The following is a 21,396-nucleotide window of genomic DNA, read 5'->3' on the forward strand; positions in this document are numbered from 1 at the left end:
CGCCCCCGACAGAAGTAAAGAGAGGCCTCGCGAACGGGCTGAGGGGCGGTCCCCACCAGGAGGACCGCCCCTCAGAGGCCTCGGCTCTCAGGCCTTGGCGAGGTTGCGCAGGACGTACTGCATGATGCCGCCGTTGACGTAGTAGCCGCGCTCCCCCGGCGTGTCGATGCGGACCACCGCGTCGAACGTGACCGCGGTTCCATCAGGCCGCTGCGCGGTCACCGTCATGGTGGACGGCGTCTCCCCGTCGTTGAGCTGGGTCACGCCCGCGACGGAGAAGGTCTCCTCGCCGGTGAGCCCGAGCGTCTGGGCGGACTGGCCCTCCGGGAATTGCAGCGGAAGCACACCCATGCCGATGAGGTTGGAGCGGTGGATGCGCTCGTAGCTCTCCGCGATGACAACCCGGACACCCAGGAGGGCGGTGCCCTTGGCCGCCCAGTCACGCGACGAGCCGGAACCGTACTCCTTGCCGGCAAGGACCACCAACGGGGTGCCGGCCGCTGCGTAGTTGACCGACGCGTCGTAGACGGTCGTGACGGGGGCGCCTGGCTGGGTGAAGTCGCGGGTGAATCCGCCTTCGGTGCCCGGGGCGATCTGGTTGCGCAGGCGGATGTTGGCGAAGGTGCCGCGGATCATGACCTCGTGGTTGCCGCGCCGTGATCCGTAGGAGTTGAAGTCCCGCCGCTCGACACCTCGTTCGGTGAGGTAGACCCCTGCAGGTGAATCCGCCTTGATGCTGCCTGCCGGGGAGATGTGGTCCGTGGTCACCGAATCCCCCAGCTTGAGGAGCACCCGCGCACCGGAGACGTCGCGCACCGGCGTCGGCTCGGCCGGCATGTCGTCGAAGTACGGAGCCTTGCGCACGTAGGTGGAATCGGCCTCCCACTCGAACGTCTCGCCGTCGGGCGTGGGCAGCGACCGCCACCGCTCGTCGCCCGCGAAGACGTCCGCGTAGCGCGACGTGAACATCTCCGCGCTGATCGAGCCGCCGATCACCTCGTTGATCTCCGACTCCGTCGGCCACAGGTCACGCATGTAGACGTCGTTGCCGTCCGGATCCTGCCCCAGAGGCTCCGTGAAGAGGTCGATGTCCATCGTGCCGGCGAGCGCGTAGACGATCACGAGCATCGGCGATGCCAGGTAGTTCATCTGGACGTCCGGGTTGATCCGGCCCTCGAAGTTGCGGTTGCCCGACAGGACCGCCGACACCGCGAGGTCGTTGGCGTTGATCGCCTCGGAGACCTCGGTGATGAGGGGCCCGGAGTTGCCGATGCAGGTGACACAGCCATAACCCACGAGGTTGAACCCGATGGCGTCGAGGTACTGCGTCAGGCCGGACTTGTCGTAGTAGTCGGTGACCACCTGTGAGCCCGGCGCGAGTGAGGTCTTCACCCAGGGCTTGCGGGTGAGCCCGCGCTCCACGGCCTTCTTCGCCACCAGGCCGGCGCCGATCATGACGCTGGGGTTGGAGGTATTGGTACACGAGGTGATCGACGCGATCGTGACAGCGCCGTGGTCCAGCTCGAAGGTGGTGCCGTCGGCGAGGGTCACCGGGACCGCGGCATGGACGCGGGGCCGCATGGTGTGGTGCGTCGGGTCCGCGGGCGCGGGCGAATTGTCGACCGCCGACGGATCGGGTCCGGTGGGATCCGAGGCCTCCATGGTGGCCGCGACCGCGCGGTCGTAGCCCGAGTACACGGCATCCTCGTGCGGTGCGCCGACGAAACCCGCGACCGCCTCACGGAAAGCCGCCTTGGACTCGTCCAGGCGGATGCGGTCCTGCGGCCGCTTCGGACCCGCGATGGAGGGGACCACGGTGCCCAGATCCAGCTCGATGTACTCGGAGAACTTCGGCTCGACACTCGGGTCGTGCCACAGGCCCTGAGCCTTGGCGTAGGCCTCCACCAGAGCGAGCTGCTGCTCCTCGCGGCCGGTCAGGCGCAGGTAGTCCATGGTCTTGTCGTCGATCGGGAAGACGGCGATCGTGGAGCCGTACTCCGGGGACATATTGCCGATGGTGGCGCGGTTGGCCAGTGGGACCTGCGCCACGCCGTCGCCGTAGAACTCGACGAACTTGCCCACGACCTTGTGCTCACGCAGCATCTCGGTGATCGTGAGGACGAGGTCGGTTGCCGTGGTGCCCTCGGGGAGTTTCCCGGTGAGCTTGAAGCCGACGACACGCGGCAGCAGCATGGACACAGGCTGGCCCAGCATGGCGGCCTCGGCCTCGATGCCGCCCACACCCCAGCCCACCACGCCGAGTCCGTTGACCATGGTGGTGTGCGAATCCGTGCCCACGCAGGTGTCCGGGTAGGCCTGGAGCACGCCGCCGACGGTGCGGGGGAAGATCACCCGAGCCAGGTGTTCGATGTTGACCTGGTGCACGATGCCGGTGCCGGGCGGTACGACCTTGAAGTCGTCGAAGGCCATCTGACCCCACCGCAGGAACTGATAGCGCTCGCGGTTGCGCTGGTACTCGATGTCGGTGTTGGCCTCGAAGGCCCCCGCGATGCCGAAGACCTCTGCGATGACGGAGTGGTCGATGACCATTTCGGCGGGCGAGAGGGGGTTGACCTTCTCCGGGTCTCCCCCGAGCGCTGCGACCGCCTCCCGCATGGTCGCCAGGTCCACCACGCAGGGCACGCCGGTGAAGTCCTGCATGATGACGCGTGCGGGCGTGAACTGGATCTCGTGGTCGGGTTGGGCCGCGGGGTCCCAGCCGCCGAGAAACTCGATGTCATCGCGGGTGATGTTGGCGCCGTCCTCGGTGCGCAACAGATTCTCGAGGAGGACCTTGAGGCTGAAGGGCAGCTTCTCGGAGCCCGGAACCGCATCGATGCGGAAGATCTCGTACGAGGTGCCGTTGACGTCGAGGCTCGCCTTGGCCCCGAAACTGTTGACGCTCATCCTTCTCCTTCACTTGGCTGTCGCCAAACTCTCTTGACATCAAGATACCATGCGATGCGCGGTCGGCGCCATCGCCGGTCACGGTCAGTCTAAGGGCACCTCAGCGGTGCGTGGACGAGGGTGGAGGATCGCCACGCACTCCACGTGATGTGTCATGGGGAACAGGTCGAATGCCCTGATGGAGCCGGCGCTGTAGCCCGCCGCCGCGAAGGTGGCGAGGTCCCGGGCCAGCGCCGACGGATCGCAGGCCACGTACGCGACAGCCCGCGGTCGCCGCGCCACGACGGCCGCCACGACCTCGGCCCCGGCACCCTTGCGCGGGGGGTCCAGCACCACCAGATCCGCCCAGTCCGGCAGGCCGCGGTGACCGCGCTCCAGCGGGCCCGCCACGAACTCCGCCTCGGGCACGTTGAGCCTGGCCAGACGAACCGCCTCGCGTGCCACCTCGGCCCCCTGCACCACGCAGCCGGCGTCGACGAGCGCACCGGCGAACAGCCCCACGCCGCAGTAGAGATCCAATGCCCGCTCCCCCGCCCGGGGCCGAAGGCCCTCGAGCACCGCGCCGGTCAGGATTTCGGCGCTGTGCGGATGCACCTGCCAGAATCCTCCGGGCTCCACGTGGTAGGTGCGTCCACGTACCTCCTGGCGGACCGTCGCCTCCCGGCGTGTTCCCGGGACCGCGACCACGACGGTCCGGTCGTCCGCGACCGTCACCTCCACCTCCCCGCCCGGTCGGGCGACCCGCTCCAGGTCGGCCACCGACGGGCCCGGCGCAGCGATGAGGCAGCCCTGGGGTGGCAGCGGGACGACCTGGTGCGATCGCCTGGCGCGCAGACCCACCCGGCCCGCGTCGTCGACGGCGTAGCGCACCCGGGTACGCCACCCCAGCAGGCCACCGGGCGCGGCCTCGACCTGGCCGTCCCAGCGCAGCCCCGCCAACCGCTCCAACTGCTCCGCGACGACGGCGGTCTTCAGGATCAGCTGAGTCGCCTGGTCCGCGTGCTGCCAGTCGCATCCGCCGCACCGGTCGGCGATCGGGCACGGCGCCGGGACACGCCCGGCGGCCGGCTCCAGCACGCCGATCACCCTCGCCCGGTCGAACCGCCTGCCGGTCTCCGTGACCTCGACGACCACCCGCTCCCCCGGGAGCCCTCCGGTGACGAACAGGACCTTCCCCTCGGAGCGGCCGACCACGTACCCGCCGTGCGCGACGCGTTCGAGCGTCACCTCGACGCTCATCGTCGGCGCGGTTCCGAGGCCTTGTGCGCGGCCTCCTTCGCCTTGCCGGAGGACCGCAGCTGGTAGGGCACGCTGGTGACCATCACCCCCGGCATGAAGTGCAGCCGGGTCCGGATCAGCAGCGCGGTCTGGTTGTGCAGGAGCTGCTCCCACCAGTGGCCCACGACGAACTCCGGGATGTAGACGATCACGACGTCACGGGGATTCTCGCTGCGCAGCTCCGCCACGTACTTGATGAACGGGCCGGTGATTTCGCGGTAGGGCGACGCGATCACCTTGAGTGGGACACCGAAGTCCTCTGCTTCCCACTCGTCGAGGATCTGCTCCACCTCGTCGTCGTCGACCGCCACGGTCACTGCCGTCAGCGTCGTGGATCGGGCCGCGCGGGCGAAGGCGATGGCGCGGAGCGTGGGGAGGTTGACGCGCTGGGCCAGGACGACGCCCCGCACCCGGCTGGGCAGGGCGCGATCGGAGTCCGGCCTGAGCGCGACCTCTTCCGCCACGGCCTGGTAGTGCTTCGAGATCGCCATCATCATCGCGAACATCACGGCCATCGCCACCAGGGCCAGGTAGGCGCCGTGGACGAACTTGGACAGCAGGACGACGATCAGCACCGCACCGGTGGCCGTGGCACCCACGGTGTTGATGACCCGGGCACGCTTCATCCTGCTCCGGGCCCTGCTCTCATGCTCGGTGCGCAGGGCGCGGGTCCAGTGCCGGTTCATACCGATCTGCCCGATCGTGAAGGACAGGAACACGCCCACCACGTAGAGCTGGATGAGGGCGGTCACCGAGGCGTCGAACGCGAGCACCAGTCCGCTGGCGGCGAGGGCTAGCATCACGATGCCGTTGGAGTAGGCGAGCCGGTCACCTCGGGTGTGGAGCTGGCGTGGCAGGAATCCGTCCTTGGCGAGCAGCGAGGCCAGCGACGGGAAGCCGTTGAACGCGGTGTTGGCGGCAAGGAAGAGGATCAGCATGGTGGCGGTGACGACCAGGTAGAAGCCGGGCTCGAACCAGTCCATGAACACGACGCGGGCGAGCTGGCCGGTCACCGTGGTCGCCGCCGAGTGGATGGTCTCGCCGGCCTCGTTGACGTAGTGCGTCCCGGTCAGTTCGTCGATGAGGTGCACCTTGGTCAGGTTCGCCAGCGTGACGATACCCATCAGCAGCGTGATCGCCAGCACGCCGAGCAGGCCCAGCACGGTCGCGGCGTTCCTGCTCTTGGGCTGACGGAAGGCGGGGACCCCGTTGGCGATCGCTTCGACACCGGTCAGGGCGGCGGCTCCGGAGGAGAACGACCGCGCGAGGATGGCGATGAAGACCCATCCCGCGGTGTGCTCGATCCCGTCCGCCGTGACCACGATGAGATCGGCGGTCTCGCTCTTGAGAGGCTGGCCCAGGACGAGGATGCGGAAGAGTCCGATGACGATCATGAGCAGCATCGAGACGATGAAGACATAGCTGGGGATGGCGAACGCGCTGCCCGACTCCCGGACTCCGCGCAGGTTCATCACGGTGAGGAACACGATGACGCCTACGGCGGTCCACGCCTCGTAGCCGTCGAGGAACGGCGCCATCGCCTTGGCGTTGATCACGCCCGCCGACACGGACACAGCGACGGTGAGGACATAGTCGACCAGCAGCGACGACGCCACGGTCAGCCCTGCGTAGTGACCCAGGTTCTCACGGGCCACTTCGTAGTCACCTCCACCGTTGGGGTAGGCGTGCACCGTCTGCCGGTACGACGTCACCACCACGGCGATGACCACCGCGACCGCGAGCCCGATCTGCCAGGAGAACATGAATCCGGCCATGCCCGCCAGGGACAAGGTGATCAGGATCTCATCAGGGGCATAGGCGACCGAACTCAGGGCGTCCGACGCGAAGACCGGGAGAGCCAGCCGTTTGGGCAGCAGCGTCTCGCCCATCTGGGCGTTGGTGAGACGCCGCCCCACCACCATGCGCTTGAGCGCCGACATCACGTTCACGGGGTTACGGTAGACCTGTTGTCCCCCAAAGTCATTGCGCGCCGTTGGGCCATCGGGGTGTAGGTTCTGTGGCGACAGTCTCCGAAGGAGTCAGGGTGCACATCGTCATCATGGGATGCGGCCGAGTCGGCTCGATGCTCGCGACCGGCCTCGAGAAGCGTGGCCACAGCGTCGCCATCATCGACGTGAACGTGGACGCGTTCCGCCGCCTGGGCCAGGATTTCAAGGGCCTGACCATCAAGGGCGTCGGCTTCGACCGCGAGGTTCTCGAGGCCGCCGGGATCCGCAAGGCGGACGCGTTCGCGGCCGTGTCGTCGGGGGACAACTCCAACATCCTCGCGGCACGCGTGGTCCGCGAGAACTACCACGTCGACAACGTCGTGGCGCGCATCTACGACCAGGGCCGCGCCGCCGTCTACGAGCGCCTGGGCATCCCCACCGTCGCGACGGTGAAGTGGACGGTCACGCAGGTGCTCCGTCGCCTGCTCCCTGAGGGGAGTGAACCGGTCTGGCGTGACCCGACGGGCACCGCCAGACTCCTGCAGATCAAGGTGCACAACGGGTGGGTCGGCCGTCGGATCAGCGAATTGCAGTCCGCGGCGGGCACCCCGATCCCCTTCATCCAGCGCGTGGGTCGCGGCCTGGTGCCGGATCGCGACACCATCTTCCAGGACGGTGATCTCGTCTACATCGCGTGCCACACGGACCGCACGGACGAGCTGGAGACACTCTTCGCCAATCCGCCGGCCAAGCACTAGGAGCATCATGCGCGTCGCCATCGCCGGGGCCGGCAATGTGGGCCGGTCCATCGCCCGTGAGTTGATCGCCAACGGTCACCAGGTCCTCCTCATCGAGCGGGATCCTGCCGCCATCAAACCGGACTCGGTGCCCGGCGCGGACTGGTTCCAGGCCGACGCCTGCGAACTGCAGTCCCTGGAGGAGGCCGAGCTGGAGAACTGCGACGTGGCCATCGCCGCCACCGGGGACGACAAGGTCAACCTGGTGCACTCGCTCCTCGCCAAGACCGAGTTCGGGGTTCCGCGCACCGTCGGGCGCGTCAACCATCCCGGCAACGAGTGGCTGTTCGACGCTCAATGGGGGGTGGACGTCTCCGTGTCGACGCCCAGGCTGATGTCTGCGCTGGTGGAGGAGGCCGTCTCCACCGGAGACCTCGTGCGGCTGCTGACGTTCAACAAGTCGACCACCCACCTGGCCGAGGTGACCCTGCCGCAGTCCTCCCACCTGTCCGGTCGTCGACTCAGGGACGTCGAGCTTCCCGGGGACACGGTGCTGGTGGCCATCATTCGCGACGGAGCCCCCCTCACCCCCGAGCGTGACCGCGCGTTCGAGGGCGGCGACGAGCTGCTGTTCCTGGTCACGCAGGAGTCCGAGGCGGACCTCGCGGCCCTGTTCGGCTCTGACGACTACGACGCCTGAGGGACGATCTCGAAGTCCGGGTTGTAGATCACGCACTCGCCGTCGGCCTGGGCCAACCGCCCCTGGACGCGGATGTGCCTGCCCGGGAGCAGGCATTCGAGCCTGCCGCGCCCCATCCAGACCAGCTTGACCGTGCCTGAGCCGTCGCTGACCTCGGCCTCCAGCCAGCCATGCGCCGCGTCCGAGGTCACCGCGGTGATGGTGCCCCGCAGCGTCACCCTGGAGCGCATCTCGCACGCCGTGAGCGGCTGCGCCCCGGCATCCTCCGCCTGCTCACGCAATTCCTCGGCTTCCAGCTCCTCATGGGAGAGGAAGTAGCGGCGCATCCGCTCCGCGAACGTCACCTTGCCCATCTGTCAGTCCTTCACCTCGGGGACGCGCATCGGCAGAAGGCTGCCGGGTGCGGCGGGAGTGGTGCCCCGACGCACCACCAGGTTGCTGAAGAATTCGAAGAGGTGAACCTGGGCCTCCTCGTCGTCGGGGTTGAACGTCGCCTTGCCGAGGAGTACGCCCCGCAACACCCACCCCGGACCGGGCACCAGCCAGGTGCGCGACAGGTGGGTGGCGGGGTTGCCGTTGGGATCCTTCACCGGCAGCGCCCGTCTCAGCTCCGCGCCGAAGGGGCCGCGAACAGCCTGGCACCGGCCGGACTGCTTGCGCGTGGCCTCGATGACCTCGTCGCGGATCTCGCCGGTCATCGACGACTTCCCCGGGCCGGCGAACACGGCGACCTCGAGCGCGGACTGGCCGTCGCCCACCAGGATGGACTGCACCTGGTTGGTCTCGCGATTGACCTGCAGCTGCATGGTCATGTCCTGGAAGGGCGTGATGATGAGCGTGCCGAGGTCCAGCCGCTTCACCTCGTCGGCGTCAGCCTCGAGATCCACCTCCGAGATGTCGAAGGGGCCCTCGTCGCGGGTGAACTCCGCGTCCCAGCGCTCCGCCTCGTCGAGGTGCGGCGCCGGGTCATCGCCTTCCTCGACAGCCGGATCGGCCTCGTCGAGTTCGACGTCGTCGACGTCCTCGTTGCGCTTCTTGCGTCCGAAAATCACTGATGTCCCTTACTTGGTGGTGAATCCGCCCGTAGAACCATAGCCAGCCGCGCCGCGGACGGTCTCATCCAGCGTGTCGACCACCTCGAACGTGGCGCTCACCACGGGCACGATGACGAGTTGGGCGATCCGGTCCCCTGCCGCGAGACGAACAGGCTCCGCCGGATCGAGGTTGATCAGGCTCACCTTGATCTCGCCCCGGTAACCTGAATCGATGATGCCCGGAGAGTTGACGATGCTCAGCCCGTGACGGGCGGCCAGCCCCGACCGGGGGGTGACCAACCCCACACACCCGGCGGGCAGGGCCACGGCCACTCCGGTGCCGACGAGGGCCCGCTCCCCTGGGCTCAGAGTCACGTCGTGCGCGGCGCGCAGGTCAGCCCCGGCGTCGCCTGGATGCGCATAGGCGGGCACGCTGCCAGCTGCCGCGACCGTGGGGATGATCATGTGGGCGCCCTGACGGCGTCGATCGCTTCGGCCAGCGCCTCCGGACGTCGCGTGCTCACCAACCAGTAGGGGTGGGGATCCGCGGGATCAGCGAGGTCCACCCGGACGACGCCCCCGACGAAGGGCCGGGTGAACAGGAAGGCGCGGTGGTCCGCTTCAGGCCCGACGGCCCGGCGAGCGGCTTCGCCGGTCAGCGCGACCGCCCCGCCGATGTACTCCCCGGACACGCGGTGTCGGCCGGCTGCCATCCCCTCACCGTCGACGACGATGAGCGTCCGGCTGTAGGCCACGAGTGCAATCGCGATCCCGGCCGCAGCCAGGGCGGCGAACGCCACCGCGGGGCCCTGCGGTACGTAGGCCAGCACCGCCACAGCGAGACTCAGCCAGAGCAGCAGAGCGATGAGCACCCACCACCAGGGGATGTGCAGGCGTTCGCGGTAGGTCACCTTTCAACACTACCTCCAAGCCCCTAAGGTGGGAGTCACGGTCCCACCGAAAGGAAGCCCCTCCATGGCCCTGACTGAGAAGCTCATGTGGAAGCTGTACGCCGGCGTCATCGGTGCGCTGACCACCCTCGTGGCCCAGAAGCTGGTGACCAAGGTCTGGGAGGCGTCGACCGGCGAAGAGGTGCCGGACATCAACGACCCGGAGACCCCGATGGTGCGCGCCTTCATCTGGGCCGCCGCGAGCGGGCTGGGCGTGGGCATGTCGCAGATCGTGATCAACCGTTTCATCCAACGCCGCTGGGTGTCCACCTTCGCCCACGTGGGCCCAACGAAGTTGCGGAGCAGGCTCGATCTCTGAGCGCGCCTCAGACGCAGTCGACGCAGTAGCTCTGCCCGTTGCGGACCTCGGCGAGCTGGCTCTGCGACTTCACCAGGAAGCAGGACGAGCAGGTGAACTCGTTGGACTGGCGCGGGAGAACCCGCACCGTCAGTTCCTCGTGGGACAGGTCCGCGCCGGGTAGCTCGAAGGATTCGGCAGCCTCAACCTCGTCCTCGTCGACCTTCCCCGAGTTCTTGTCGTTTCGACGCGTCTTGAGCTCCTCGAGGGAGTCCTCGCTCATCTCTTCGTCGGTCTTGCGGGGTGCGTCGTAATCGGTTGCCATACCTCTGTGTCCCTTCCTGTGCCGCGAACGGGCCTATGTGTATCACATCCGCAGCGCGGGGGCGCGCTCCGGTGGTGTGTCGGACACCATTGTGCGCTGCCGCTCAAGCACCTCCCGCAGCGGTGGGGTCCTCGCTGGTAAGTTGTGGAGGAAATCACCGACGTGGACGAACGAGGACCGACAGTGAATGCTCTGACCCCCCGCGAGATCCAGCTGCGGATTCGCTCCGGCGCCTCCGTGGCCGACGTCGCCGAGGAGACGGGCATGGAACCCGAGCGCATCGAGGCCTTCGCGGGGCCCGTCATCGCCGAACGCGAGCACATCGCCCGCTCGGCGACGACGGCCACGGTCCGCCGCCGCGGCGAGGCGGGGACGCACCGGCGCCTCGGCGAGCTGATCGTGCAGCGCCTCCGGTCACGGGCGATCGACGCGGACGCTATCGAGTGGGACGCCTGGCGGCAGGAGGATCTCAAGTGGCGCATCGTCGGAAGGCTCGTCCTTGAGGCGGAATCACGCACCGCCGAGTTCGTCTTCGATCCCAAGGCCAGGTTCTCCGTGGCGCACAATGCCGACGCTCGCTGGATGATCGGCGAGGAGTCCGTGGACGCCACCGTCGAGGAGGAGAACACGGTGGACTTCAAGGACGAGATGGCCCTGGTGCGCGCCATCTCCAGCCCCGAGCCACCCCCTCCCGGGGACGAGATGCCGGCGTCGGAGCTGATGCACGACGGCACTGAGGACACCTCCCAGCTGGACCGGCTCTACGACATGCTCAGTGGCATCAGTGAGGATTCCGTGCGGATCTACACCGGCATCCTCGAGCCAGGGCTGGAGCCGGAGCTCTCGGCCGGCAGCGAGTCCGCCGATGAGGAACTCGATGATGCGACTGCGCCGGAGCCGGTGGCCGATGGCGAGGGCGGACACGCGTCGGAGCCTGCTGCTGCGGTGGCGGCGCCCGCCGAGCCCACGCAGGACCCCCTGGTCGGTGGTGAGGAACCGAGGAAGCCCCGCCCCCGGAAGCGCAGGGCGAAGATCCCCACCTGGGACGAGATCATGTTCGGCGGCCCGACCACGCCCTAGCGATCCTGGGTCAGAAGTCCTCGGGGTCGAACGGCAAGGGATCCGGCGAGAGCGTGGCTCGGGCACGTGTGGCCGTCATCCGGCGGCGATGATGGGCGCGGCACAGCACCTCGTAGCGGACCTCCGAGCCGTCGGTCGTGTCACCCACCACCACCTGTGAGCCCTCTGTGACCATCAGACCGCCGACGCTGCGCGCATTGTGCGTGCCCTTCGAGCCGCACCAGCAGAGGGGCCCGAGTGGCAGGGTCTCCACGCGGTCTGCCAGTTCGATGAGGCGCTGGGACCCGGGGAACAGCTTGGTCCGGAAGTCCGACAGGATGCCGAAGGCGTACACGTCGAGCTGCAGTTCGTCGACGATGCGGGCCAGCTGGTCGATGTGGGCGGCGGTGTAGAACTGGGCCTCGTCGCAGATGATGTAGTCCACCCTGAGACCGGAGGTCAGCTCCCCGATGATGTAGCGCCAGAAGTCGAACGCGCCGTCGACCTCGAGGGCTGCGGCCTTCAGCCCGAGCCGGGAGGCGATCACCCCTTCGCCCGCCCGGTCCTGGGAGGTGAACACCCGCCCCTTGCGTCCGTGCGTGGACTGGGTGTAGTCCAACTGCAACGCCAGGGTCGACTTGCCGCAGTCCATGGTGCCGGTGTGGAACACGAGTTCAGCCATGCCTCGCCCTTCGTTCGATGAGATCGGTGTAGGCGGCCGTGTACCGCTCCGCGGTGCGCTCGGGCGCCAGATCCGCGACGATGCCGGAGGTGGCCGCGGACATGACTGCCCTTCGGCCAGGATCCATCAACGACCGGAACCCAGCCGCCATGGAGGCGACGTCGGGTCCCGTCAGCAGCGCACTCTCCGGCGACACGCCGACCGACAGCCTGTCGTCGCAGTACATGACGGGGAGGCCGGCGGATACGGCCTCGGCGATGACCAGGGCCTGTGAATCGAAGCGGTAGGAGCTGAGGACGAGGGCGTCCGCGTTGCGGAACTCGTAGGCCAGGGCACTGGTGGAGGCCAGGTGCCACCGGAAGTCGATCCTGTCGCACCCGGCCGCGAGTGCCTTGAGACGGTCGCGCTGGTCCCCGTCGCCGACGATCACAAGCTCGGCGTTCGGCAGGGCGGCGCGGCGGAACGCCTTGATCAGCACATCAAGACGCTTCTCCTTCGCGAGGCGGCCGACGGAGAGGAACCTGACGACGGCGTCGTCGCGCTCGCGAGGGGCCGCGTCGATGGCCAGCTTCATCCGCCGGTTGTAGCCCGTGGGGACGACGTAGCCCCGGAGCGGGCGGCCCGCGGCATCCTCGATCAGCTCGCGCATGAACGGCGACGGCACGGTGTAGCCGTCGACCAGTTGCGCGATCGTGGCAAACGACCGCCAGTCCGTCCGGGCCGCCAACCCTCCGGTCTCCCGCGTGGCAGCCGGGAATCTGGTCCGCCCGGCCACTCCGTCGCGCTTCACGAGGCGGAGCGTGGGCAGTACCAGTGCCTGGTAGCCCAGGGTGCCGAAGAATGAGCCCGGCACGGTCTGGTGGGTGCCGGCGATGTTGGCGTGGAACGTGTGCAGGTGCGGCACACCCTGCAACTGGGCGATCTTCGAGCCGAGCACCAGGGCACCCCGCTCCGTCTGGCTGTGCACCACGTCGAAGCGGGCCACGTCACTGATGAGACGCGCGCGCCGGTCCGAGCAGTGCAGGATGCTGAGATGGGCAGGCAGCCCCTCGACGTAGACGGTGGGGCATTCGATGATCCGCCCGATCCGGGGCTTCTGCAGATGCCGGTCCGGAGCTATCAGGGTCACCTCGTGTCCCAGCGCGGTCAGCTCAGACAGCTGCGTCTCGACCGAACGCCCGATGCCCCCGGATGCCGGATAGAAGTCGTCGATGACGATCGCGATCCGCATCCTCATCCCCGACCGCCGTGGAGAAGGAGAGGAACCTCCATCTCTTCCGCGGTCAGCGATCCGTGCATCCCCACCAGACTGAACTCACCCGGTGTCTGGTGACTCATGACGGCGAAGTCCGCAGTCATGGCCACCACCACGTCTCCGATGCGCGCACTGCTGAGCCCCGTCACCTGAGGCCCGAACCAGCCCGCCTCGATGGCCTCCTCACGCCGGAGCACGTGCCCGCGCTCCCCCAGCACGCTCTCCCAGGACCAGGCCAGGGCCCTCGGATCCTCACCGTGCACGTGCCGGAACCGTGGCTCGCCGCCCAGGTGGGTGTATCCCCCCAGGCGGGCTTCGTCCTCGGCGACGATGCGTGAGCCCTCGGGCACGTTGATCATGCCGTGATCCCCGGTGATGACCAGACAGACCCCGGCCGGGAGCGTGTCAGCGATGTGGGCCACGAGGTCGTCGACCATCTCGAGGCGGTGCAGCCACTGCCACGAGCCCACGCCGAAGCCGTGGCCGTCGTGGTCCAGCATCCTCTCGTAGCAGTACACGACGTCGGCGTCCCGGAGCGCGTCGACGACGAGCCCGGAGAACTCCTCAGGATCCCCCTCCGTGGAGACGGGGTGCAGCGTGCTGCCGCTGAACGCCAACCGGGTCAGTGCGCTCCCGGCGAACCGGCCCAGAGTCACGGCCCCAGAGGACCGGCCCGCGGATGCGAGACGCTGGAACAGGGTGGGGGTCTGCGCGAACGACCTCAGATCCTGGGGACCTCCCTCCCAGGTCAGCGCATTGATCACCCTGGACACCATGGGCTCGTAGAAGCTGTAGCCGACGATGCCGTGCTCCCCCGTGGGGACGCCGCAGCCGAGTGAGGTCAGTGACGTGGCGGTGGTGGACGGCACGGAGCACGTCAGCCGGGCCGCGCCCCTGGCCAGGGTGGACATCGTGTCGGCATGGTCGGCGTAGGCGAGCAACTGGTGCCACCCCAGCCCGTCGACCAGCAGCACCACGTACTTGTCCGCCGGGGGCAGCCCGATCACCGGATCCGCACCGTCGAGCCTGGCCACCACGCTGGGCATCAGGTTGACGAGAGCCAGGTCCTCGTAGCGTGGATCGACGAACTCGTGGTGCATCAGCCGATCACGCTCTGCAGCCTCGTTCCGAACGCCACCAGCCGCCGCGCATTGTCGCCGTCGGCCTGCGGGCTCATCCGTACCGTGATGTCGTCGGGCTGGACCACGCCGGTGTAGCCGTGATCCGCCTCGCACGCGGGATCGTCGCAGCCGGCCGGACCCAGATCCACCCTGCGGGCCGCGCCCCACACGACGCTGAGCCAGGTCTCGCTGAGCCCCGACCGGTTCTCCGGGTCCTGCAGTGCACGGGTGAGGACCACGGAATCGATCGCGCGGAGCGCCACGACCTCGGTGGTGGCGACGGCCTCGGTCTTACTGCCCTCGCCCTCGTCGATGTGACAGATGAGGAGCTGGCGCTCAGTGCGGACCAGGACCGTCATGTGCCGGTGCAACTCATGGCCGGCGAACGTGGCCTCGTGCTGCACCAGATGGTCTAGGACTTCCCGGTCACCCAGGCCGAGCGCGACGGTCTCCCCCACCAGATCCGGATAGAACCCGCATTCGGCGATCTCCGCCACTAGCTGCGGCGGCAGGAATTTCACGATGTCGACGGACTCACGCACCCGCCCATTCTGGCACGTTGCACTACCTTTAGGGCCATGGCTTCCCGCCCCTTCATCGCCGCCCGCATCGAGGACAGGATCAACTCGCTGATCAATCGCGCGCTCCAGGGCCGCGGCTGGCAGGAGTCGATCCTCGCCTACACCGGGTACGGCACATCCGAGCAACTGCGCATTCTCGGCCGCGTGGTGCTGCGCCCTTCCGCGGACCTCGGGATCGTCCAGGCGGCCTCGGCACTCATCTACCGCCGCGGCTGGCGCAACTTCCTCAACGCCGCCAAGGTCGGCGCCCGCCTCACCGTGGTGATCGGCGCCGTGCGGATCCAGGTCCAGGCGGACCGCGGCGGCTACATCGACGTGCGCGTGCGCAACCCCGGGCTGCCCCCGGGCTGGCACTCGGTGACGCTGGAGGGCGACGGCGGGTCCTCGGCGCTGGCGAGCATCCAGGTGATAGCCGACGACGTGGACTTCGGGATCGTCAGCGACATCGACGACACCATCCTGTCCACCTGGCTTCCCCGCCCCATGGTGGCGGCCTGGAACTCGTTCATCCTCACCGAGCAGGCGAGACAGGCCGTGCCCGGCATGGCACGCCTTTATCAGCATCTGCTGTCCGAGCACCCGGGAGCGCCCATCATCTTCGTCTCCACGGGGGCCTGGAACACGTACCCCATGATCCAACGGTTCACCGCCCGCCACGGCATCCCGCAGGGCGCGATGCTGCTCACGGACTGGGGTCCCACGAACACCGGCTGGTTCCGCAGCGGCATGGACCACAAGCGGCGCTGCCTGCGCGAACTGGCCCGGGACCTGCCCCAGATCAGGTGGCTATTGGTGGGCGATGACGGGCAACACGACCCGGATCTCTATGCCGAATTCGCCACCCTGCAGCCTGCGCATGTGCGTGCGCGTGCCCTGCGGCAGCTCACGCCGGGCGAGCACGCACTCGCCCACGGTCTTCCCATGGAGGTGCCGGCCAGCGACGAGCGTTGGCACCCGGACACCGCCCCGGAGGTGCGGGCCCCGGACGGCGACGGATTGGGCGATAAGCTGCGCGGGTTGCTGTAACGACCCCGAGGCGAGGAGGCGGCCCGATGGCCAGGTCGACGATCGACGACGAGCTGGGCGAGGAGGAACACATCCTCGACGTCGACGTCACGGAGGAGATGGAGACAAGTTTCCTCGAATACGCCTATTCCGTCATCTACTCCCGCGCCCTCCCCGATGCCCGCGACGGGCTCAAGCCGGTGCAGCGCCGCATCCTGTTCTCGATGGACGAGATGGGGATCCGCCCGGACCGTGGGCACGTGAAGTGCGCGCGCGTCGTGGGCCAGGTCATGGGCGTCCTGCACCCCCACGGCGACAGCGCCATCTACGACGCGCTGGTACGCGTGGCACAGCCGTGGTCGATGCGGCTGCCGCTCATCGACGGGCATGGCAACTTCGGTTCCCTCGACGCCGGCCCCGCCGCGATGCGCTACACCGAATGCCGCATGGCCACCCCCGCCGTCGCCATGACCCGCGGCCTCGACGAGGACACCGTCGACTTCAAGCCAAACTACGACGGCAAGGAATCCGAGCCGGTCGTGCTGCCGTCCGCCTTCCCCAACCTGCTGGTCAACGGGGCCACGGGCATCGCGGTGGGCATGGCCACCAACATCGCGCCCCACAACCTCATCGAGGTCGTCGCGGCGCTGCAGCAGCTGATCCGCAACCCGGGTATCGCGCTCGAGGACCTGATGCGCCATATCCCAGGGCCGGACTTCCCCACGGGCGGCAAGATCGTCGGCCTGGACGGCATCCGCGACGCCTACGCCACCGGACGAGGCACGTTCAGGCTGCGTGCCACCACCCGGATCGAGAAGGTCTCCCCCCGCCGCATGGGCATCGTGTGCACCGAGCTGCCCTACATGGTGGGCCCGGAGAAGATCATCGAGCAGATCAAGAAGGGCGTCGACGACAAGAAGCTCACCGGCATCGCAGACGTCAAGGACCTGACGGACCTCGCGCACGGCACCCGGCTGGTGATCGAGGTGAAGAACGGCATCAACCCCGAGGTGCTGCTGGAGCAGCTGTTCAAGCTCACCAAGCTGGAGGACACCTTCGCGATCAACGCCGTGGCACTCGTCGAGGGGCAGCCGCGCACGCTCAGCCTCAAGGAGATGCTGGAGGTCTATCTCGCGCACCGCCTGGACGTGACACTGCGCCGCTCCCAGTACAAGCTGCGCAAGGCCGAGGACCGGCTGCACCTCGTCCGTGGCCTCATGATCGCCATCGCCGACATCGACGATGTCATCGCCATCATCCGCTCCTCCGAGGATGCCGCCGAGGCACGGGCACGCCTCATCGGCGCGTTCGACCTGACCGAGGTCCAGGCCAACTACATCCTCGACATGCAGCTGCGGCGCCTCACGCGGTTCTCCACGATCGAGCTGGAGAAGGAGGCCGGGGAACTGGCCGACACCATCGCCGGTCTCCGGGAGATCATCGATGACGAGACGGTGCTGCGTCGGGTGGTGAGCACGGACCTGGCGGACGTGGCGAAGCAGTTCGGCACCCCCCGCCGCACTGTCCTGCTGGCCTCCTCCGGAGCGATCACCACCGCGGCCGCGCCTCTCGAGCTGGCCGACGACCCTTGCTGGGTGCTGCTCAGCGGATCCGGACTGGTGGCCCGCACCGACGCGCAGCACGACCTGCCGTCCACGGGGCGCTCCGCACACGACGTCGTCGTGGCGCGCGTGAAGACCACCGCGCACGGCGAGTTCGGGGTGCTGACCAACCGGGGACGGGTGATCCGCTGCCGTGCCATCGAACTGCCCACCGTGCCGTTGACCGCCTCCGCCCCCAGCCTGCAGGGCGGCAGCCTGGCGCACGAGCTGTGGCCGCTGGCCGCCGGGGAGCGCCCTCTGGGGCTCACCACACTGCTGCCGGAGTCCCACGGCCTGGCGCTGGGCACGGCCCTGGGCGTGGTCAAGCGCGTCAATCCCGACGTGTTGGCCAAGGACAGCTGGGATGTCATCACGCTCAAGGACGGCGACGAGGTGGTGGGCGCACTCGAACTCCACGATCCGGCGACGCATCTCGGCTTCATCACCTCCGACGCTCAACTGCTGCACTTCCCAGCCGCCGCTGTACGACCCCAGGGTCGTTCCGGCGGTGGGATGTCGGGCGTGAAGCTGAACGCGGGGGCCACCGTGATCTGGTTCGGCGCCGTGGATCCCACCCACGACGTGGTGGTCACGCTCTCCGGCTCCTCCTCCTCGCTTCCGGGCACGGAGACAGGGCTGGCGAAGGTGACGCCGCTCACGGAGTATCCGGCCAAGGGACGTGCGACCGGAGGCGTCCGAGCCCACCGCTTCCTCAGGGGTGAGGACACCCTGCTGATCGCCGCGATCGGCCCTGCACCGGTCGTGGCCGCCGCCGCCAGCGGCTCGCCGGTGGACCTGCCCACCGCTCATGGCCGCCGGGACGGGTCGGGCACACCCGTGTCGCAGCCGGTGGCCTCGCTGGCGGGACGGGCCGGATCACCGGATCCGGGCGAGTAGCATCACGCGCGGAAGGGAGACTGCATGAGTTTCGAGGACCTGTTGGCCAACAACGCTGCCTACGCGGCTGATTTCACCGACGGGGGCTTCGACGGCATCGCCCGGGCCGGCATCGCGATGGTCACGTGCATGGATTCGAGGATCGAGCCGCTGGGCATGCTGGGTCTGCGTATCGGGGACGCGAAGATCCTCCGCTCGCCCGGGGGTCGGGTCTCCACCTCCGTCCTCACCGGCTGCGTCCTGAGCGTGCAGCTCCTGCACGTCACCCGGATCATGATCGTGCCCCACACGCGCTGCGCCATGGCCTCGGGCACGGATGACGACATCCGCCGGGTGATCGCCGCGAAGACGGGCTCGGACACGTCCTGGATCTCGTTCGGAGCCAGCCCGGACCAGCAGGCGCGCCTGCGAGCAGACGTCGACATGGTGACCAACCATCCCCTCATCAAGGGCCATGCCGAGGTGGGCGGTTTCATGTACGACGTGGACACCGGGCTGCTGACCCAGCTGATCTGAGCCGGGTCAGGCCTGGGGCAGAAGCACCATGTGCGCCCCACGGATGTGCGCCTCGCAGAGGTCTGCCGCCTGCGCGCCGTCCCGCAGGCGCAGCGCCCGGTGGATGCCGAGGTGCTCGGCGACGAGGCGCCGTCGGAGCGTCTCCCAGTCGGTGAGCCGCTTCTCCGCGTCGAGGATGGGGCTTGCCACGGCCTCCCGGATGGCGATCGTCATGTCGCGGATCAGCCGGTTGGACCCCAATCCAGCTATGGCGACGTGGAACGCGGTGTCCAACTCGTTGAACAACGCCGTGTCAGACACGTCAGCCATACCGTCAGCCATGAGGCCCAACTCCACGAGCGCCGGATCGTCGGCGTGCGTCGCGGCAGCCTCCGCGGCCGCGCGCTCCAGCACGACCCGCGTCTCGGTCAGTTCCTCGAAGGACACCGCGTCGAGAGCCACGTGCAGCTTGAGGATCCGCCCGAGCGCGACCCCCTGGCTGGCCACCACCCTGGTGCCGCGTCCCGGACCGGTCTGCGACGTCACCACGCCTTGAGCCTGCAGCACCTTGATGGCCTCGCGGACCGCGCTCCGGCTCGTGCCGAGCTGCGCGGCGAGTTCGCGTTCGTTGGGGAGGCGGGCGTCCGGGAGCACCCGGCCGGAGAGGATCTCACCGGTCAGGAAGTCCAGAACCGATTCGAATCCTCCTGTGGTCATGGGCCCATTGTGGCGCATGCCACGCGGGGTTGACATCGGACCCGCCGCTGCATATGGTCGGACCAGACATTAAGGTCTGACCAAATTGAACGACGGAGTTCACCGATGCTCTTGGAGACATTCCAACCCGACACCAACCCCCTGGGTACGCAGTGGCTCTCCGCCCTGATCGCGGCGGTCCCGATAGCGGCCATGTTGCTGACGCTCGGCGTGCTGCGTTGGAAGGCGCACCACGCCGGCCCGGCCTCGTGGGCGACGGCCCTGGTGGTGGCCGTCACGGCCTTCGGCATGCCCGTCACCACTGCGCTGGCCACCAGCGCCCACGGCTTCGTCTACGGCATCTTTCCGATCGTCTGGATCCTGCTGACCGCCATCTGGATGTACGAGGTCACGGTGGCCTCAGGCCGCTTCGACGATCTCCGCCGCACGTTCTTCCTCATCAGCGACGATCCGCGTGTCCTGGGCCTCCTCATCGCGTTCTGCTTCGGCGGACTCCTCGAGGCCCTCGCCGGCTTCGGCGCGCCCGTGGCGATCACGGCCGCCATGCTCGTGGCCATCGGGTTCTCCCCCCTGCGCTCGGCCATGGTGGCGCTGCTGGCCAACACGGTTCCTGTCGCCTTCGGCGCCGTCGGCCTCCCCGTCCTCATGGCCGCCAAGACCGGTGGCTTCGACGACGTGCTGGCCATCTCGCCGATCACGGGCAGGATCACCGCGGTCCTGTGCCTGGTCGTGCCCTTCCTGCTCCTCACGGTCATGGACGGCAAGCGTGGGCTCAAGGAGGTCTGGCCCTTCGGCCTCGTCGTCGGCGCCAGCTTCGGCGTGACCAAGTGGATCGTCTCCGCCACCCCGCTCTACAACCTCACCGAGGTCTTCGCAGCCGTCGTCAGCGTCGGCGTGGCCATCGCCTTCCTCAAGGTCTGGCACCCCACCGGTGGCGGGGCCGCGACCGGCCGGATCGGCATTCCGATCGATCCGTCCATCGAAGGGCAGGACCGGCACGTCATGGTCTCCGATGCCGGAGCCGCCCAGCTCACCGTCCGCCAGATCCTCATGGCCCTGGTGCCCTACATCCTGGTCATCGCCGTGTTCGGCATCGCGGCCCTGCCCGCGGTCAAGACGGCTCTGGTCAGCACCGATGTGAAGTTCGGGTGGCCGGGCCTGTCCGAGATGCTCAACGTGGCCGGCGATCCGGCATCACACCAGACCTTCACGCTGGCCTGGGCCTCAACCCCCGGCATCCTGCTGGCGTTCGTGGCCATCGCCACCGGCCTGATCTACCGCATGTCCCTGTCCCGGATCTTCACCGTGCTGTGGGCCACCGTCAAGAAGCTCCGGTTCGCCATGCTGACCATCGGCTCCGTCGTCGCGCTCGCCTACGTGATGGGTGACTCCGGGCAGACGCTCGCGCTGGGCCTGTTCTTCGCCGGAGCCGGCGCCCTCTACCCGTTCGTCGCCCCGGTCCTCGGATACATCGGTGTCTACGTCACCGGCTCAGACACCTCCGCAAACATCCTGTTCTCCGGTCTCCAGTCCGGTGTCGGCGCGGAGATCGGCCCGGGCAGCCACCTCGGCACCGAAGGCATGCGCGCACTGCTCGTCGGCTCCAGCGCCGCAGGCGGTGTCGTCGGCAAGATGATCTCCCCGCAGTCGCTGACCGTGGCCGCCACCGCCATCGGCATCGCCGGGGCCGAGTCGGTGATCCTTCGACGCATCATCATCTGGAGCGTCATCCTGCTCGTCCTCCTGTGCCTGATCTCAGGCCTGATGTCCACGCCAGTCCTCAGCTGGCTGCTCCCCTGATCGAA

General features: G+C 68.4%; 21 protein-coding genes. 8 read left to right on the forward strand and 13 right to left on the reverse strand.

Annotated features, from left to right (window positions below; genetic code table 11):
• Positions 1 to 87 precede the first annotated feature (87 nt).
• The 3 genes from ACX1D0_RS05145 to ACX1D0_RS05155 all read right to left on the reverse strand — a co-directional run bounded on the left by ACX1D0_RS05145 (position 88) and on the right by ACX1D0_RS05155 (position 6,134).
• Positions 88 to 2,907 carry an aconitate hydratase gene (locus ACX1D0_RS05145; RefSeq protein WP_459019814.1) on the reverse strand — a complete coding sequence of 940 codons (2,820 nt, stop codon included), beginning with the start codon at positions 2,905 to 2,907 and terminating at the stop codon, positions 88 to 90.
• Positions 2,908 to 2,991: 84 nt separating this feature from the next.
• Positions 2,992 to 4,146 carry a class I SAM-dependent RNA methyltransferase gene (locus tag ACX1D0_RS05150; RefSeq protein WP_459019815.1) on the reverse strand — a complete coding sequence of 385 codons (1,155 nt, stop codon included), beginning with the start codon at positions 4,144 to 4,146 and terminating at the stop codon, positions 2,992 to 2,994.
• A complete protein-coding gene (locus ACX1D0_RS05155; RefSeq protein ID WP_459019816.1) occupies positions 4,143 to 6,134 on the reverse strand; it encodes an APC family permease in 1,992 nt (663 codons plus the stop codon). The genes ACX1D0_RS05150 and ACX1D0_RS05155 overlap by 4 nt, the downstream gene beginning before the upstream one ends.
• Before the next feature lie 110 nt (positions 6,135 to 6,244).
• On the opposite strand from ACX1D0_RS05155, the gene ACX1D0_RS05160 reads away from it, so the two are divergent.
• Both ACX1D0_RS05160 and ACX1D0_RS05165 read left to right on the forward strand, forming a co-directional pair.
• Positions 6,245 to 6,892 carry a potassium channel family protein gene (locus tag ACX1D0_RS05160; RefSeq protein WP_459020388.1) on the forward strand — a complete coding sequence of 216 codons (648 nt, stop codon included), beginning with the start codon at positions 6,245 to 6,247 and terminating at the stop codon, positions 6,890 to 6,892.
• Positions 6,893 to 6,899: 7 nt separating this feature from the next.
• The gene (locus tag ACX1D0_RS05165; RefSeq protein ID WP_459019817.1) at positions 6,900 to 7,571 is read left to right on the forward strand and encodes a potassium channel family protein; all 672 of its coding nucleotides are present in this window, start codon (positions 6,900 to 6,902) and stop codon (positions 7,569 to 7,571) included.
• Here ACX1D0_RS05165 and ACX1D0_RS05170 read toward each other — a convergent pair.
• The 4 genes from ACX1D0_RS05170 to ACX1D0_RS05185 are packed head-to-tail and all read right to left on the reverse strand — an operon-like array spanning position 7,559 to position 9,516.
• Positions 7,559 to 7,924 carry an OB-fold nucleic acid binding domain-containing protein gene (locus ACX1D0_RS05170; RefSeq protein ID WP_459019818.1) on the reverse strand — a complete coding sequence of 122 codons (366 nt, stop codon included), beginning with the start codon at positions 7,922 to 7,924 and terminating at the stop codon, positions 7,559 to 7,561. The two genes, ACX1D0_RS05165 and ACX1D0_RS05170, sit on opposite strands and share 13 nt — an antisense overlap.
• A 3-nt stretch (positions 7,925 to 7,927) precedes the next feature.
• Positions 7,928 to 8,623, reverse strand: a complete 696-nt coding sequence (locus tag ACX1D0_RS05175; protein WP_459019819.1) for a DUF3710 domain-containing protein — start codon at positions 8,621 to 8,623, stop codon at positions 7,928 to 7,930.
• A 9-nt stretch (positions 8,624 to 8,632) separates the two neighbouring features.
• Positions 8,633 to 9,070: a dUTP diphosphatase gene (gene dut / locus ACX1D0_RS05180; RefSeq protein WP_459019820.1), complete on the reverse strand. Its 438-nt coding sequence runs from the start codon at positions 9,068 to 9,070 to the stop codon at positions 8,633 to 8,635.
• Positions 9,067 to 9,516 carry a DUF3093 domain-containing protein gene (locus ACX1D0_RS05185; protein WP_459019821.1) on the reverse strand — a complete coding sequence of 150 codons (450 nt, stop codon included), beginning with the start codon at positions 9,514 to 9,516 and terminating at the stop codon, positions 9,067 to 9,069. The genes dut and ACX1D0_RS05185 overlap by 4 nt, the downstream gene beginning before the upstream one ends.
• 64 nt (positions 9,517 to 9,580) lie before the next feature.
• Here ACX1D0_RS05185 and ACX1D0_RS05190 point away from each other — a divergent pair, with 64 nt between their 5' ends.
• Positions 9,581 to 9,874: a DUF4235 domain-containing protein gene (locus ACX1D0_RS05190; RefSeq protein ID WP_459019822.1), complete on the forward strand. Its 294-nt coding sequence runs from the start codon at positions 9,581 to 9,583 to the stop codon at positions 9,872 to 9,874.
• A 7-nt stretch (positions 9,875 to 9,881) separates the two neighbouring features.
• Here ACX1D0_RS05190 and ACX1D0_RS05195 read toward each other — a convergent pair whose 3' ends face one another.
• Positions 9,882 to 10,178 (reverse strand): DUF4193 domain-containing protein, encoded by a 297-nt coding sequence (locus tag ACX1D0_RS05195; protein WP_459019823.1) that lies wholly within the window; start codon positions 10,176 to 10,178, stop codon positions 9,882 to 9,884.
• Positions 10,179 to 10,361: 183 nt separating this feature from the next.
• On the opposite strand from ACX1D0_RS05195, the gene sepH reads away from it, so the two are divergent.
• Positions 10,362 to 11,258 carry a septation protein SepH gene (sepH, locus tag ACX1D0_RS05200; protein WP_459019824.1) on the forward strand — a complete coding sequence of 299 codons (897 nt, stop codon included), beginning with the start codon at positions 10,362 to 10,364 and terminating at the stop codon, positions 11,256 to 11,258.
• Positions 11,259 to 11,268: 10 nt separating this feature from the next.
• Here sepH and ACX1D0_RS05205 read toward each other — a convergent pair whose 3' ends face one another.
• Genes ACX1D0_RS05205 through ACX1D0_RS05220 form a run of 4 tightly spaced genes read right to left on the reverse strand, consistent with a single transcriptional unit; the run spans position 11,269 to position 14,837 of the window.
• Positions 11,269 to 11,919 (reverse strand): thymidine kinase, encoded by a 651-nt coding sequence (locus tag ACX1D0_RS05205; RefSeq protein WP_459019825.1) that lies wholly within the window; start codon positions 11,917 to 11,919, stop codon positions 11,269 to 11,271.
• The gene (locus ACX1D0_RS05210) at positions 11,912 to 13,150 is read right to left on the reverse strand and encodes a glycosyltransferase (protein ID WP_459019826.1); all 1,239 of its coding nucleotides are present in this window, start codon (positions 13,148 to 13,150) and stop codon (positions 11,912 to 11,914) included. Before ACX1D0_RS05210 ends, ACX1D0_RS05205 begins: the two co-directional genes overlap by 8 nt.
• Positions 13,151 to 13,152: 2 nt before the next feature.
• On the reverse strand, positions 13,153 to 14,274 hold the full coding sequence (locus ACX1D0_RS05215) for an alkaline phosphatase family protein (RefSeq protein ID WP_459019827.1): 1,122 nt from the start codon (positions 14,272 to 14,274) through the stop codon (positions 13,153 to 13,155).
• Positions 14,274 to 14,837, reverse strand: a complete 564-nt coding sequence (locus ACX1D0_RS05220) for a DUF5998 family protein (protein ID WP_459019828.1) — start codon at positions 14,835 to 14,837, stop codon at positions 14,274 to 14,276. The genes ACX1D0_RS05215 and ACX1D0_RS05220 overlap by 1 nt, the downstream gene beginning before the upstream one ends.
• A gap of 36 nt (positions 14,838 to 14,873) precedes the next feature.
• Here ACX1D0_RS05220 and ACX1D0_RS05225 point away from each other — a divergent pair, with 36 nt between their 5' ends.
• Genes ACX1D0_RS05225 through ACX1D0_RS05235 form a run of 3 tightly spaced genes read left to right on the forward strand, consistent with a single transcriptional unit; the run spans position 14,874 to position 18,895 of the window.
• A complete protein-coding gene (locus tag ACX1D0_RS05225) occupies positions 14,874 to 15,902 on the forward strand; it encodes an App1 family protein phosphatidate phosphatase (protein ID WP_459019829.1) in 1,029 nt (342 codons plus the stop codon).
• Positions 15,903 to 15,928: 26 nt separating this feature from the next.
• Complete coding sequence (locus ACX1D0_RS05230; RefSeq protein ID WP_459019830.1) at positions 15,929 to 18,379, forward strand: DNA gyrase/topoisomerase IV subunit A; 2,451 nt, start codon at positions 15,929 to 15,931, stop codon at positions 18,377 to 18,379.
• Positions 18,380 to 18,403: 24 nt separating this feature from the next.
• Complete coding sequence (locus tag ACX1D0_RS05235; RefSeq protein WP_459019831.1) at positions 18,404 to 18,895, forward strand: beta-class carbonic anhydrase; 492 nt, start codon at positions 18,404 to 18,406, stop codon at positions 18,893 to 18,895.
• A gap of 6 nt (positions 18,896 to 18,901) precedes the next feature.
• Here the strand turns inward: ACX1D0_RS05235 and ACX1D0_RS05240 are convergent, their stop codons facing one another.
• Entirely contained in the window at positions 18,902 to 19,591 is a 690-nt protein-coding gene (locus tag ACX1D0_RS05240) for a FadR/GntR family transcriptional regulator (protein WP_459019832.1), read from the reverse strand.
• A 105-nt stretch (positions 19,592 to 19,696) separates the two neighbouring features.
• Here ACX1D0_RS05240 and ACX1D0_RS05245 point away from each other — a divergent pair, with 105 nt between their 5' ends.
• Positions 19,697 to 21,391 carry an L-lactate permease gene (locus ACX1D0_RS05245; RefSeq protein WP_459019833.1) on the forward strand — a complete coding sequence of 565 codons (1,695 nt, stop codon included), beginning with the start codon at positions 19,697 to 19,699 and terminating at the stop codon, positions 21,389 to 21,391.
• Positions 21,392 to 21,396: the final 5 nt, after the last annotated feature.

The organism is Tessaracoccus pujii, from assembly GCF_054483895.1.

What these genes read in the sequence shown, in the direction of transcription:
- ACX1D0_RS05145 (WP_459019814.1), bottom strand. Translation starts at nt 2,907, where the DNA reads ATGAGCGTCAACAGTTTCGGGGCCAAGGCGAGCCTCGACGTCAACGGC.
- ACX1D0_RS05150 (WP_459019815.1), bottom strand. Translation starts at nt 4,146, where the DNA reads ATGAGCGTCGAGGTGACGCTCGAACGCGTCGCGCACGGCGGGTACGTG.
- ACX1D0_RS05160 (WP_459020388.1), top strand. Translation starts at nt 6,245, where the DNA reads ATGGGATGCGGCCGAGTCGGCTCGATGCTCGCGACCGGCCTCGAGAAG.
- ACX1D0_RS05165 (WP_459019817.1), top strand. Translation starts at nt 6,900, where the DNA reads ATGCGCGTCGCCATCGCCGGGGCCGGCAATGTGGGCCGGTCCATCGCC.
- ACX1D0_RS05170 (WP_459019818.1), bottom strand. Translation starts at nt 7,924, where the DNA reads ATGGGCAAGGTGACGTTCGCGGAGCGGATGCGCCGCTACTTCCTCTCC.
- dut (WP_459019820.1), bottom strand. Translation starts at nt 9,070, where the DNA reads ATGATCATCCCCACGGTCGCGGCAGCTGGCAGCGTGCCCGCCTATGCG.
- ACX1D0_RS05190 (WP_459019822.1), top strand. Translation starts at nt 9,581, where the DNA reads ATGGCCCTGACTGAGAAGCTCATGTGGAAGCTGTACGCCGGCGTCATC.
- ACX1D0_RS05195 (WP_459019823.1), bottom strand. Translation starts at nt 10,178, where the DNA reads ATGGCAACCGATTACGACGCACCCCGCAAGACCGACGAAGAGATGAGC.
- ACX1D0_RS05205 (WP_459019825.1), bottom strand. Translation starts at nt 11,919, where the DNA reads ATGGCTGAACTCGTGTTCCACACCGGCACCATGGACTGCGGCAAGTCG.
- ACX1D0_RS05210 (WP_459019826.1), bottom strand. Translation starts at nt 13,150, where the DNA reads ATGCGGATCGCGATCGTCATCGACGACTTCTATCCGGCATCCGGGGGC.
- ACX1D0_RS05215 (WP_459019827.1), bottom strand. Translation starts at nt 14,274, where the DNA reads ATGCACCACGAGTTCGTCGATCCACGCTACGAGGACCTGGCTCTCGTC.
- ACX1D0_RS05225 (WP_459019829.1), top strand. Translation starts at nt 14,874, where the DNA reads ATGGCTTCCCGCCCCTTCATCGCCGCCCGCATCGAGGACAGGATCAAC.
- ACX1D0_RS05230 (WP_459019830.1), top strand. Translation starts at nt 15,929, where the DNA reads ATGGCCAGGTCGACGATCGACGACGAGCTGGGCGAGGAGGAACACATC.
- ACX1D0_RS05235 (WP_459019831.1), top strand. Translation starts at nt 18,404, where the DNA reads ATGAGTTTCGAGGACCTGTTGGCCAACAACGCTGCCTACGCGGCTGAT.
- ACX1D0_RS05240 (WP_459019832.1), bottom strand. Translation starts at nt 19,591, where the DNA reads ATGACCACAGGAGGATTCGAATCGGTTCTGGACTTCCTGACCGGTGAG.
- ACX1D0_RS05245 (WP_459019833.1), top strand. Translation starts at nt 19,697, where the DNA reads ATGCTCTTGGAGACATTCCAACCCGACACCAACCCCCTGGGTACGCAG.